At 63.5% G+C, this 12,347-nt stretch carries 14 protein-coding genes; 7 read left to right on the forward strand and 7 right to left on the reverse strand.

Features of this window, described 5'->3' with window-relative positions; translation table 11 throughout:
• Window positions 1–174: 174 nt before the first annotated feature.
• A complete protein-coding gene (locus tag IFT98_RS16510) occupies window positions 175–1,170 on the forward strand; it encodes a lysylphosphatidylglycerol synthase transmembrane domain-containing protein (protein WP_192050738.1) in 996 nt (331 codons plus the stop codon).
• On the opposite strand, the gene IFT98_RS16515 is transcribed toward IFT98_RS16510, so the two are convergent.
• Together IFT98_RS16515 and purU are read right to left on the reverse strand one after the other, a co-directional pair.
• Window positions 1,139–1,366, reverse strand: coding sequence for a hypothetical protein (locus IFT98_RS16515; RefSeq protein WP_192050737.1), 228 nt, complete (start codon window positions 1,364–1,366; stop codon window positions 1,139–1,141). The genes IFT98_RS16510 and IFT98_RS16515 overlap by 32 nt on opposite strands.
• A 2-nt stretch (window positions 1,367–1,368) precedes the next feature.
• Complete coding sequence (gene purU, locus IFT98_RS16520; protein ID WP_192050735.1) at window positions 1,369–2,220, reverse strand: formyltetrahydrofolate deformylase; 852 nt, start codon at window positions 2,218–2,220, stop codon at window positions 1,369–1,371.
• A gap of 313 nt (window positions 2,221–2,533) precedes the next feature.
• Between purU and mvaT the strand changes: the two genes are divergently transcribed.
• Window positions 2,534–2,914, forward strand: a complete 381-nt coding sequence (gene mvaT / locus IFT98_RS16525; RefSeq protein WP_122713621.1) for a histone-like nucleoid-structuring protein MvaT — start codon at window positions 2,534–2,536, stop codon at window positions 2,912–2,914.
• A 96-nt stretch (window positions 2,915–3,010) separates the two neighbouring features.
• On the opposite strand, the gene sbcB is transcribed toward mvaT, so the two are convergent.
• The 4 genes from sbcB to IFT98_RS16545 all read right to left on the reverse strand — a co-directional run bounded on the left by sbcB (window position 3,011) and on the right by IFT98_RS16545 (window position 7,210).
• Window positions 3,011–4,450: an exodeoxyribonuclease I gene (gene sbcB, locus IFT98_RS16530; protein WP_192050733.1), complete on the reverse strand. Its 1,440-nt coding sequence runs from the start codon at window positions 4,448–4,450 to the stop codon at window positions 3,011–3,013.
• A 73-nt stretch (window positions 4,451–4,523) separates the two neighbouring features.
• Window positions 4,524–5,681 (reverse strand): phospholipase D-like domain-containing protein, encoded by a 1,158-nt coding sequence (locus IFT98_RS16535; RefSeq protein WP_192050731.1) that lies wholly within the window; start codon window positions 5,679–5,681, stop codon window positions 4,524–4,526.
• 123 nt (window positions 5,682–5,804) lie between these two features.
• Complete coding sequence (locus IFT98_RS16540; RefSeq protein ID WP_192050730.1) at window positions 5,805–6,134, reverse strand: amidase; 330 nt, start codon at window positions 6,132–6,134, stop codon at window positions 5,805–5,807.
• A complete protein-coding gene (locus tag IFT98_RS16545) occupies window positions 6,131–7,210 on the reverse strand; it encodes a serine hydrolase domain-containing protein (RefSeq protein WP_192050728.1) in 1,080 nt (359 codons plus the stop codon). The genes IFT98_RS16540 and IFT98_RS16545 overlap by 4 nt, the downstream gene beginning before the upstream one ends.
• Window positions 7,211–7,419: 209 nt before the next feature.
• Between IFT98_RS16545 and olsB the strand changes: the two genes are divergently transcribed.
• Window positions 7,420–8,175, forward strand: coding sequence for an L-ornithine N(alpha)-acyltransferase (olsB, locus tag IFT98_RS16550; protein ID WP_192050726.1), 756 nt, complete (start codon window positions 7,420–7,422; stop codon window positions 8,173–8,175).
• Window positions 8,175–8,945 (forward strand): lysophospholipid acyltransferase family protein, encoded by a 771-nt coding sequence (locus IFT98_RS16555; RefSeq protein ID WP_192050724.1) that lies wholly within the window; start codon window positions 8,175–8,177, stop codon window positions 8,943–8,945. The genes olsB and IFT98_RS16555 overlap by 1 nt, the downstream gene beginning before the upstream one ends.
• Before the next feature lie 103 nt (window positions 8,946–9,048).
• Here IFT98_RS16555 and IFT98_RS16560 read toward each other — a convergent pair whose 3' ends face one another.
• Window positions 9,049–9,621, reverse strand: a complete 573-nt coding sequence (locus tag IFT98_RS16560) for an acyl carrier protein phosphodiesterase (protein ID WP_192050722.1) — start codon at window positions 9,619–9,621, stop codon at window positions 9,049–9,051.
• Between the two features lie 141 nt (window positions 9,622–9,762).
• Between IFT98_RS16560 and IFT98_RS16565 the strand changes: the two genes are divergently transcribed.
• The 3 genes from IFT98_RS16565 to IFT98_RS16575 are packed head-to-tail and all read left to right on the forward strand — an operon-like array spanning window position 9,763 to window position 12,310.
• Complete coding sequence (locus IFT98_RS16565) at window positions 9,763–10,065, forward strand: ArsR/SmtB family transcription factor (RefSeq protein ID WP_043186925.1); 303 nt, start codon at window positions 9,763–9,765, stop codon at window positions 10,063–10,065.
• A 13-nt stretch (window positions 10,066–10,078) separates the two neighbouring features.
• Window positions 10,079–11,245 (forward strand): MFS transporter, encoded by a 1,167-nt coding sequence (locus IFT98_RS16570; RefSeq protein WP_192050720.1) that lies wholly within the window; start codon window positions 10,079–10,081, stop codon window positions 11,243–11,245.
• 15 nt (window positions 11,246–11,260) lie between these two features.
• The gene (locus IFT98_RS16575; protein WP_192050719.1) at window positions 11,261–12,310 is read left to right on the forward strand and encodes an alkene reductase; all 1,050 of its coding nucleotides are present in this window, start codon (window positions 11,261–11,263) and stop codon (window positions 12,308–12,310) included.
• Window positions 12,311–12,347: the final 37 nt, after the last annotated feature.

Consider the following 12,347-nt stretch of genomic DNA (forward strand, 5'->3'; position numbering starts at 1 on the left):
ATGCCAAACCGGCCGGTGTGCAGGAAAAAATCCTGGGTGAATCCAAGTCGCTGACGAATCGCGCCGACGCGGCTATCATCTCGCCCACGACGGCCCGACGCCGGCCCACACGGACTCTTCTATGCAGCGCACTCGCCTTTCCCCTCCACCGAACCTCGCGACGACTCGCCAACCATGAGTCGAATGCTGTGGCTGGTTCTGATCATCGTCGTAGCCGTGCTGATTCCCGTGCTCATGGGCGGCAGCGAAATGCTCCAGCGTCTGCGCGGGTTCTCGCTGCTCCTGCTGCTGGGCATGTTCGGCATGATCTGCGTCGGCTGGGTGGTGAATGCCATGCGCCTGCGCTTGCTGCTGGCAGAGCAGGCAGCACGCATCGGTCGGCTGAAGACGGTTGCGGTAGTGATGGCGGCAGAGTTCGCCTATTGCGCGACCCCAGGCGGCAGCGGCGCACCGCTGACCCTGCTGGCCTTGCTGGGACGCCAGGGCATCGGCGCGGCCAAGACCAGTGCCGTGTTCGCCATGGACCAGCTCAACGACCTGATGTTCTTCTTCTTCGCCCTGCTTTGCATTCTGGTCTACGCGCTGTTTCACAACCTCAGCCAGGCACTGGAAAGCATGCTGCTGGCCAGCGGGATTCTGATGACGGGCGCGTTGATAGCATGCGCGGTACTGGCGCGCTATCACCGCCCGGTGATCAAGATCAACGGACGGTTCCTGCGACTGCTGCGCATCAAGCCCGCCACGCGGCGGCGCTTGGCGCGCAAGCTGCTGCATTTCCTCGACGCCTTCGCCGACAACTTCCGCCTGCCCCGCCGCGTGCTTGCCCAAGTGTTCGCCTTGACCTGCGTGCACTGGACGCTGCGCTACAGCGTGCTGTATTTCACTTTGCAGGGGCTGGGCAGCGAGGTGGACTGGGCGTGGAGCTTCCTGATCCAGATGCTGGCCCTGAGCGCCGGCCAGTTCAGCCTGTTGCCCGGCGGTGCGGGCGCCGCCGAGCTGGCCTCGGCTGCCCTGCTGGCGCCCATGGTCGGCAAGTCGACCGCTGCCGCCGCAATTCTGATCTGGCGGCTGGTCACCTACTACTTCTACCTGATCGCCGGCGGCCCGGTATTCGTCGCGCTGCTGGGCAAGCCCTTGCTCAACAAGCTGCTGCGGGCCCGCCAGGCTTGACCCCGGCGGGCGTGTCGACATCGCTGGCAGGCTCGGCCTGCTGCCGTTCCCGCAACTGCTGCGCCCACAACGCCTCGGCACCCGGAAAATCGGTGCCGTGCTCCTCGCTCAGCGCCTCGGGATCGTAGCGGCTCGCACAGCCCGCACCGATCACCGGCAACGGCTTGGCACTGGCCTTGTCGCGCGGCTCGTCCATGCTCAGCTGAAGACCACGGTCTTGTTGCCGTGCACCATCACGCGGTCTTCCAGGTGATAGCGCAGGCCACGGGCCAGGACCATTTTCTCGACATCGCGACCGAAGCGCACCATGTCGTCGATGCTGTCGCTGTGGCTTACGCGTACCACGTCCTGCTCGATGATCGGGCCGGCGTCCAGCTCTTCGGTGACATAGTGACAGGTGGCACCGATCAGCTTCACGCCGCGCAGCGAGGCCTGGTGATAAGGCTTGGCGCCGACGAAAGACGGCAGGAAGCTGTGATGGATATTGATGATCTTGCCGGCATAGGCCTGACACAACTGCGGCGGCAGAATCTGCATGTAGCGCGCGAGCACCACGACGTCGGCCTGGTGCTGATCGACCAGGCGCGAGACTTCGGCGAACGCCGGCTGCTTGTTCTGAGGGTCGACCGGCACGTGGTAGTAGGGAATGCCGTGCCATTCGACCATGCTGCGCAGGTCGTCGTGGTTGGACACCACGCAGGCGATGTCGCAGTCCAGCTCGTTGCTGTGCCAGCGGTGCAGCAGGTCGGCCAGGCAGTGGGATTCGCGGCTGGCCATGAGCACCACGCGCTTCTTCTGTGCGGTGTCGGTGACCCGCCATTCCATGCCGAACTCTTCGGCGATGGGCGCGAAGGCTTCGCGGAAGGCGTCGATGTCGAACGGCAGGGTGTCGGCACGAATTTCGTGGCGCATGAAGAACCAACCGTTCTGGTCATCGGAGTGGTGGTTCGATTCGGTGATCCAGCCATTGTGGGACGCCAGGAAATGGCTGACTTTGGCAACGATGCCAACGCGGTCCGGGCAAGCGGTCACCAGCCGAAAAGTGCGCATGTATTCAAACTCCAGAAACTTCGCAAAGGGCGCCATTCTAGCGGCTGACGGGCAAACCTGCAGTATTGATTGCAGCCTTTCAAGCCTGGCGCAAACCCGCCGTGCTTCACGCGGCGAACCGCCAGCGTAATGTCGATGCGTTCACAGGTATTAAATAGATCTCGCCGGTAATGACATGAAAAATCATTCACCTGAATGTTGCAGGCAACGCCGGCAGCGAAGCAGTGTTTGCGTTAAATGTTTACTTGGCCTCGGGGGATGCTTATTATCACGACACTGTTTCCACTGACACTTGCATTACCGAGGTATGACCATGTCCCTGATCAACGAATATCGCGCGACCGAAGAAGCCATCAAAGAGCTCCAGGCACGCTTGAAGAACCTGTCCGAAGACGACAAACTGCAGACCGAACTGGAATTCGAAGGCAAACTGCGCACCCTGATGGGCGAATACCAGAAATCGCTGCGCGACATCATTGCCCTGCTGGATCCGGAAGCCAAGTTGAACAAGGCACCGCGCCCCACCACTGGCAAAGTTACCGGTACCAAGCGCGCGCGCAAGGTCAAACAATACAAGAACCCGCACAACGGTGAAGTCATCGAAACCAAGGGCGGCAACCACAAGACCCTGAAAGAATGGAAAGCCAAATGGGGTGGTGATGTGGTCGAGAGCTGGGCCAGTTTCCTCGGCTGATCGTTACATCGTTTGCATCGCAGCCTGTAAATCACAGCCTGTAGATAAAACAACGCCAGTCCTGCGACTGGCGTTTTTCATTCCCGCGATTTCAGCTCAAGTCGGCATCAGGCCCAGGCGCACCGCCAGTGCCTGTGCGTACGCCTGCCAGTGACGCAAAACCTGGGTCTGCAGCGGGTCGGCCTTGGCCATGCATTCGGCCAGCGCGGCATTGAAGCCTTGCAAAGTATTGGGCGCCCCCAATTGTGGATCACTCAAGCGCTGTTGACAGAATTGCAACCAACGCTGTGTTTCAAGAGGATTCAGGGTATGCGGAAAGTTGCGCGCCCTGTAGCGAAACAACAGTTCAGGCAGTCGCTCGTCATCGAATATCCATTGCGCAGTGGCCAACTGTTCTGGATCCAATGTACGAATCCGTTCGCACAATAACCGGTCACGGTCACCGATGAACCCGTCGTACAACTGTTGTTCTGGATCGACACTCTCGGAAAACGCTTGCGTTTGATACAACGGCGGCAATTTGTATTGCCATTGCGGTTGAGCATCGCACAAGCGCATTGCCCGAGCTTGATAGAGCGGCTTGTCGAGATTCAGGCGTTGCCAATCCTCCTCACGCAATACGCCGAGCGGGGCTATTACCGGGCAGCGATTGATGTGCAGAAGTTTCAAAGGCAATGGTGCCTCGCCTTCAGGGAGATCCTGCCGGCGTTTGTAGAGACGCTCTTGCAATATTTCGATACTTTGTTCGATCAACGGCTGCGGATCGTGAGCCAGGTCATAGACAATCAAAGCATTGCGATTCTTCGGATGCCAAGCCAGTGGCAACACCACTGCGGCATAGCGTCGCGCTGCGCCGAATTGCCCGGAAACATGTACCAGGGGCTGCAATAACTGGATGTTTTCCTGCACCCGTTGTTTGCCACGCAGTTGGAACAGCCAGTCGTAGAGCCGGGGTTGGCGCTGACGGATCAAGCGTGCCAGGGCAATGGTGGCACGAACGTCGGACAAAGCGTCATGCGCCTGGCCATGGTCGATGCCGTTGGCGGCCGTGAGCAGCTCCAGGCGCATGCTCGCCCGTCCGTCCACCTGCGGCCAGTGGATGCCCTCGGGGCGCAGCGCATAGGCAGCGCGGACCACGTCAATCAAGTCCCAACGACTGTTGCCACCTTGCCACTCGCGACCGTAAGGGTCGAAGAAGTTGCGATAGAGGCTGTAGCGGGTCATTTCATCATCGAAGCGCAAGCTGTTGTAGCCGGCCCCGCAGGTACCGGGCATCGCCAGTTGGGCGTGGACCCGGGTCATGAAATCGGCCTCGCTCAGGCCGCGATCGGCCAGGCGCTCCGGAGTGATGCCGGTGATCATGCAGGCGGCCGGATGCGGCAGAATGTCGTCACTGGGCTGGCAGTACAGGTTGACCGGCGCCGCGATCTCGTTGAGGTCTGCATCGGTGCGGATGCCGGCGACCTGCAAGGGCCGATCGCAGCGCGGATTGATACCGGTGGTTTCGTAGTCGTACCAGAAAATGCTGGAAGTCACTGAGGTGTCCTGTGCGCAGTTGCGCGACAGTGTAGAGCCCTGCCCCGGATGAGGCCACGGTTGTCGGGCAGCGTCAGCCCCGGCGCCGAAACACCGCCACGCTCAGGCGATCCATCCAGCCGAAAATGCGTTGCTGGACCCGCCCCCAGAACGGTCGACGGCGCCAGTCGGCCAGACTGACTTCGTGGCTGGCGGCGAAGTCGGTGATGAAGCTGCGCTGCACCGCCTCGGTCAGGCTGGGGTCCAGCGCTTCGAGGTTGGCCTCCAGATTGAAGCGCAGGTTCCAATGGTCGAAGTTGCACGAGCCGACGCTGACCCAGTCGTCGATCAAGACCATTTTCAAGTGCAGGAAACAGGGCTGGTACTCGTAGATCTTGACCCCCGCCTTGAGCAACTTCGGGTAATAGTTGTGCCCGGCGTACCGCACCGATGGGTGGTCGGTGCGCGGGCCGGTGAGCAACAGCCTGACGTCGATGCCGCGACTGGCGGCACGGCGCAGCGAGCGACGCACTTTCCAGGTGGGCAGAAAATACGGTGTCGCCAGCCAGATGCGACGCTGCCCGCTGTTCAGCGCGCGCACCAGTGACTGCAGGATGTCTCGATGTTGCCGGGCATCGGCGTAGGCAACCCGACCCAGCCCCTGGCCGCCGTCGGGCATGGGCGGTACGCGTGCCAGGCCAAAGTGGGTCGGCGGACGCCACGCGGTGCGCCTGAGGTTGGCGCGCCATTGGCGGTCGAACAGCATCTGCCAGTCGGCGACCAAGGTGCCGGTCATGGCCACCATCACTTCATGCCATTCGCTGACACTTTCATTCGGCTGCCAGAACTCATCGGTAACGCCAGTGCCGCCGACCATCGCCCATTGCTGGTCCACCAGCAACAGTTTGCGGTGGTCGCGGTAGAGGTTGCGCACGCCTCGGCGCCAACTGATCGGGTTGTAGAAACGCAGTTCCATCCCGACGTCGGTCAACTGCGCGCGCAGTTCTGCGGTGAAGGCCAGCGAGCCGTAGTGGTCGAACAGGCAGCGCACATGCACGCCCCGTGCGGCGGCCGCGTGCAGCGCCTGGACCACGGCCTGGGCACAGGCGCCGGCCTCCACCAGGTACAGTTCCAGATCGATCGCGTGCTCGGCCTGGCCGATGCGTTCGAGCATGCGCGGGAAGAACTGCGGCCCGTCGATCAGCAACTCGAATTCGCTGCTCTCGCGCCATGGAAACACCGGCCCGCCCATGTCAGCGCCCCTGCATGACAGATGAGGTCGCTTGCAAGCCGTTCAATTCGCGCATGGGCAGTCCTGTAACCAAGTGGATGAAGAGGCCGGTGGCGGGCGCAGGCAGCCGGGGTTCAGGTCGGTTCATCCGTCGTTTCCTGGAATCAACCGGCAGCCTTGCCGGGGCCCGACCCAGGCCGCCGTATTGCTGCGCCCCAGGCCGCTGGCCAGAACCCGCCGCTGGCCAGCGTCTTCGCTCAGGCTGCTGAGCGGCAGATACTGCTTGATGTAGCTCTGACAGTAGTCGGCACTGTTTTGCAGCACATAGCGGCACGAACAGTATTCCTTTGCCGAAAAGGCGCTGAGAATGTCGGGAAAGGCCAGCAACTGCGTGCGTTCGTGCCACAGCCAGGTGGCCGCTGCCAGCGAGAGCAGCAGGCCGAGCGCCGCCCAGGCTCGCTTGCCGGTGCTCATTGGCCACCTGGTGCGGCGAAAGCGGCCACGATCCGCTGCAACAGCGCATCATGGCTGAAGCTGCCATCGCGATCGTCGGCATAGCGCACCACCACCAGGCGTTGCTCGGGCAGCACGTAGAGGGCCTGCCCCCAGTGCCCCAGCGCTGCCATCGTGCTGCGCGGTGCATGGGGCCAGGCCATATTGCTGTTGAGCCACCAGTGAGCACCCGCAGCGGGTTCTCCTGCAACGTCCTGACTCGGGGCGAACGGCGTGCGGTTGAAAGCCACCCACGCCTGTGGCAGCAATTGGCGGCCACGCCATTGGCCATCGCGCTGCATCAGCAGGCCCACGCGGGCCAGATCGCGCGCGGTCAGGTAGGCATAGGACGAGGCGACGAATGTGCCGCTGGCATCGGTTTCCCACACCGCCTGGTCGATGCCCAGAGGGGTGAACAAGGCCTGCCAGGGATAGTCCGGGTATTCGTGCAGACCGACCATGTTGCGCAGCGCTGCGGCGAGCAGATTGCTGTCGCCACTGGAGTAGCGAAAGTGTTCGCCGGGCGGGTAGGCATGCCCGTGACTGGCGGCATAGCTGGCCATGTCGCGCTGACCACGGGTGTAGAGCATCGCCACCACCGAAGAGTTGAGCGGCGCGTATTCGTAGCCTTCCTGCCAGTCCAGCCCCGACGCCCAGTGAAACAGGTCCTGCACGCGGATGTCGCGGTGCTGGGCAAGGGGCTGGAAATAGTCGGCGGCAGCATCCTGCAGGGCAAAACGCCCTTCGCCATAGGCCACGCCCATTACCGTGGCCAGCAGGCTCTTGCTGATCGACCAGGTGGCATGCACGCGGTCGGCAGCACCGGGGCCGGCGTAGCGCTCGTAGACAATCTCGCCGTCGCGGACCACCACCAGCGCATCGGTGCGCACGCCTTGGCGCACGGCATCATCGCGGGCGACGAAAGCGTACTGCTCCAGCGCGGCAATGGCCGGCGACGCCGGCGCCGGTGCCAGGCTCCAGTGCTCGAACGGCCAATTCTGCGCCCACACCGGTAACGCGCACAGCAGGGAAATCGACAGGATAAGCAGACGCGGCATGCGGAGAAGGCTCGTGATCGAGGTTGGAGCGAGTGTGCAGTGCGGGTATGACAGCCGTTCGCTGCAAGAGTTGTGCGGCATGTGGCAGCCGAGGGCTGTCACGCAAGCATCACCAAAGCTTCATGGTGATGACACCGGGTCTTCCTAGGCTGGCCATGCCTAGCAAAATCGACCTGCCGCACTCACCGGCCGGCTTTTGGAGACTTGCAATGACTCAGATCGCACGCTCTGGCGACACCCGTACCGAACGCCGTCTGCACGCCGAACGACTTGTCGGCCCGCAAGCTCTGCACGAGGCCCAGGCCCTGCGCTTCGCCGTGTTCAGCACAGAGCTCAACGCCAAACTCAAGAGCGCCGAACAGGGTCTGGACGTCGACGACTACGATGCCCATTGCCAGCACATCGGGGTTCGCGACCTGGCCACCGGGCGACTGGTAGCAACCTCACGCCTGCTCGACCACCGCGCCGCCGACCGGCTGGGGCGCTTCTACAGCGAAGAAGAGTTCAGCCTGCACGGCTTGCGCCACCTGCAAGGCTCGATCCTGGAAATCGGGCGCACCTGCGTGGCCCCCGCCTACCGCAACGGCGGCACCATCGCAGTGCTCTGGGGCGAACTGGCAGAAGTGCTCAACGAGGGTGGCTACGACTACCTGATGGGCTGTGCAAGCATTCCGATGCAGGACGGCGGCATTCAGGCCCAGGCAATCATGCAGCGCCTGCGCGAGCGCTACCTGTGCACCGAACACCTGCGCGCCGAACCAAAGATGCCGCTGCCCAGCCTGGACATTCCAGGCAACGTGATCGCCGAACTGCCGCCGTTGCTGAAGGCCTACATGCGCCTGGGGGCGAAGATCTGCGGCGAGCCGTGCTGGGACCCGGATTTCCAGGTTGCCGACGTATTCATCCTGCTCAAGCGCGACGATCTCTGCCCGCGCTACGCCCGCCACTTCAAGGCGGCCGTGTGATGCCGCGCTGGCGCGTGTACGCGCGCATCCTGCGACTGCTCTGGGTGATCGGCCTGGGCCTGGCGCTGGCGGCGATGTTCAGCCTGCTGGAGCGGCTGCGCGTGCCCGACTGCATGGGCCGTCGCCAGCGTTGGTCGCGCTGGTTCATGGTGCGCCTGAGCAACGCGCTGCCGTTCGAGGTGACCGTGCAGGGCGAGTTGCCGCGCAAGCCCATGCTGTGGGTCGGCAACCATGTTTCCTGGACCGACATCCCCTTGCTCGGCATGCTGGCGCCGCTTTCGTTCCTGTCCAAGGCCGAGGTGCGCACCTGGCCGGTGGCCGGCTGGCTGGCGCTCAAGGCCGGCACCTTGTTCATCCGCCGCGGCGCGGGCGACAGCCAGTTGATCCGGCGGCAGATGACCCAGCACCTGCGCAACGATCTGGACCTGATGATCTTCCCCGAGGGCACGACTACCGATGGCCACAGCCTGCGTACGTTCCATGGGCGGCTGATGTCCAGCGCCATAGACGCCGGCGTGCCGGTGCAGCCGATTGCGATCCGCTATCAGCGTGATGGCGAGCTGGATCCGATCGCGCCGTTTGTGGGCGATGATGATCTGTTGTCGCACTTGCTGCGCATTTTTGCTCAGCCTCGCGGGCAGGTGTTGATTCAGGTGCTGGCGCCGATCGCCAGCCTGGGCAAGGAACGCGCGGCGCTGGCCTACGAGGCTCAGGAGGCAGTGCGGTTCGCATTGTTCGGGGAGGTTGAGCAGGTGCGGCGGGCGGCGTGAGTCTGGGAGATTGAGTCGACCCTTTCGCGGCCACGGACCGCTCCCACAAAAAAACCGCAGCCTGTGGTGGGAGTGGTCAGTGGCCGCGAAGGTGTCGGCGCGGTCAGTGATTCTCCCGCGCGAACGCCTGCACCACCGGATAGAACGCGCGGAAATCCTCGGTCAGCGGCGCGTACAAGGCTTGTACTTCCTCGAACCCTCCAACCAGCCCTTCAGGCTTGGACAAACGCCGGGAAATCCCCTGCAGCACCCGCTCGATGATCTGGAAATCCCGGTACGACCCCAACCAATCCTCGGCGATCATGTGCGGCGCCATGGCCGCCAGCCGCCCCGGCAGTTCGGCTTCGGCTGCCAACGCCTGATAGACAAGATCGGTGAACGCCGCCAGCGGCTGCCGGGAATAATCCGCCCAGTGCAGCGCCAGGCAATGATCGAAGAACACATCGACAATGATCCCTGCATAGCGCCGTCGCTGCGCCGGGAAGCGGCCGATGGCGCGCAGCACAAGCGGGTGACTGTCGGTAAATGCATCGATCTGCCGATGGAGTCGAATGCCGGCCTCCATGGGTGCGCTGAAGCGCCCTGCCAGCGGGCCCTTGACGAAATCGCCATAGAGGCTGCCGAGCAGTTGCTCAGGTGCAGGACCGCCGAGATGAAGGTGCGCCAGGTAGTTCATGCCGCGCAGCTTAGCACCATTGCAGCTGTATCGTTATAACCCGATATAGCCGAATGACCCGGCATTAGCACACATTCATATTTGTATATCGCGAAATACAGATATATATTTCGCCCCGTCCCGATATAAGCCGAGTACGTCATGTCCCTCGATCTCGACGAAATAATAAAAGCCCTCTCCCACCCCGTGCGCAGGGAAATCCTGGCGTGGCTCAAGGATCCCCAGGGGCAGTTTCCCGATCAGCACCACAGCACCGAAAACGGCGTCTGTGCCGGGCAGATCGATCAACGCTGCGGCCTCTCGCAGTCGACCGTCTCGGCGCATCTGGCCACCCTGCAACGGGCCGGCCTGATCAGCAGCAAGAAGGTTGGCCAGTGGCACTTTTTCAAACGCAACGAGGACGTCATCCAGGCGTTTCTCGCGCAAATGAGCGCACAGCTCTGACAAGGATTTTCCCATGCCCTTACCCCTGCTGATTCTGGCGCTGAGTTCCTTCGCCATCGGCACCACCGAGTTCGTCATCATGGGCCTGCTGCCCGATGTGGCGGGCGACCTCGGCGTCAGCATTCCCAGCGCCGGCTGGCTGGTCACCGGCTACGCCTTGGGCGTGGCCATCGGCGCGCCGTTCATGGCCCTGGCCACCGCACGCCTGCCGCGAAAGGCGGCGCTGGTGGTGCTGATGGGCATTTTCATCGTCGGCAACCTGCTCTGCGCCATCGCCAGCGACTACAACGTGCTGATGTTCGCTCGCGTGGTCACCGCGCTGTCCCACGGTGCCTTTTTCGGCATCGGCTCGGTGGTGGCGGCCGGGCTGGTAGCACCCAACAAGCGCGCCTCGGCGGTGGCCTTGATGTTCACCGGTCTGACCCTGGCCAACGTGCTCGGCGTGCCGCTGGGCACCGCATTGGGCCAGGCAGCGGGCTGGCGTTCGACCTTCTGGGTGGTGACGCTGATCGGCGTTGTCGCGCTGATCGGTCTGCTGCGTTTTCTGCCAGGCAATCGCGACGAAGCCAAGCTGGACATGGTCGCCGAACTGTCAGCCCTCAAGGGCGCCGGGATCTGGCTGTCGCTGAGCATGACGGCGCTGTTCGCCGCGTCCATGTTCACCCTGTTCACTTACATCGCGCCGCTGCTGGGTGACGTCACCGGCATTTCCCCGCGGGGGGTCACTTACACCCTGCTGCTGATCGGCCTGGGCCTGACCGTGGGCAACATCATCGGCGGCAAGCTGGCCGATCGACGCCTGGGCGCCACCCTGATCGGGGTCTTCGCGGCCATGGCCGTGGTGTCCACCGCGCTGAGCTGGACCGCAGTGGCCGTCATCCCAACCGAAATCACGTTATTCCTCTGGGCCGCTGCGGCATTCGCCGCCGTGCCTGCGCTGCAGATCAACGTGGTGACCTTCGGCAAGTCGGCGCCCAACCTGGTGTCGACCCTGAACATCAGCGCCTTCAACGTCGGCAATGCCCTGGGCGCCTGGATCGGCGGCGCCGTCATCGCCGGCGGCCTCGGCCTGACCAGCGTGCCGCTGGCCGCCGCCGCACTGGCCGTGCTTGCCCTGATCGTCACCTTGATCACTTTTCGCCAGACCCGCACTCCGGACCTGGCACCCGCCACTCACTGATAGAGGCTGTTCTTCATGACTACACTTTTCGACCCGATCAAGCTCGGCGCGCTGGAATTGCCGAACCGCATCATCATGGCACCGCTGACCCGTTGCCGCGCCGACGAGGGCCGCGTGCCCAACCAGATGATGGCCGACTACTACGTGCAACGTGCCAGCGCCGGGCTGATCATCAGCGAAGCGACCTCGGTGACGCCCATGGGCGTCGGCTACCCGGACACCCCTGGGATCTGGTCCAACGACCAGGTTCGCGGCTGGGCCAACGTCACCCAGGCCGTGCACGCTGCCGGTGGGCGGATCATGCTGCAGCTGTGGCACGTAGGCCGCATCTCGCATTCGCAATACCTGGACGGCGAGTTGCCGGTGGCCCCCAGCGCAATCGCGGCCGACGGCCACGTCAGCCTGGTACGTCCGATTACCGGTTTCGAAACCCCACGGGCGCTGGAAACCGCTGAAATCGCCGACATCGTCGAGGCTTATCGAGTGGGCGCGGAGAACGCCAAGGCTGCGGGCTTCGATGGCGTGGAAATCCACGGCGCCAATGGCTATCTGCTCGACCAGTTCGTGCAGAGCAGCACCAACCAGCGCACCGACGCCTACGGCGGCTCGCTGGAAAACCGTGCACGGCTGCTGCTGGAAGTGACCGATGCGGCCATCGACGTCTGGGGCGCGGACCGTGTTGGCATGCACCTGTCACCCCGTGCCGACCTGCATGACATGGGCGACGCCAACCGTGCCGAAACCTTCACCTATGTCGCACGCGAACTGGGCAAGCGCGGCATCGCGTTCATCTGTGCCCGCGAGAAGGAAGGCGAGGACAGCCTGGCCGCGCAATTGCGTGATGCGTTTGGCGGTCCGTACATCGTCAACGAGCGCTTCGACAAGGCGTCGGCCAACGCCGCCCTGGCCAATGGCATCGCCGACGCCGTGGCCTTCGGTGTGCCGTACATCGCCAACCCTGACCTGCCGGAGCGCCTGCAGGCCGACGCACCGTTGAACGAGCCGCACCCCGAAACGTTCTACGCCAAGGGCGCTGCCGGTTACCTGGACTACCCGCGCATGTAAGCGCCAGGCCGGGGCCGCCACCTGGCGTGCCCGGCCG

Origin of the sequence: Pseudomonas sp. CFBP 8770, from assembly GCF_014841705.1 — a bacterium.
Classification (GTDB): Bacteria; Pseudomonadota; Gammaproteobacteria; order Pseudomonadales; family Pseudomonadaceae; genus Aquipseudomonas.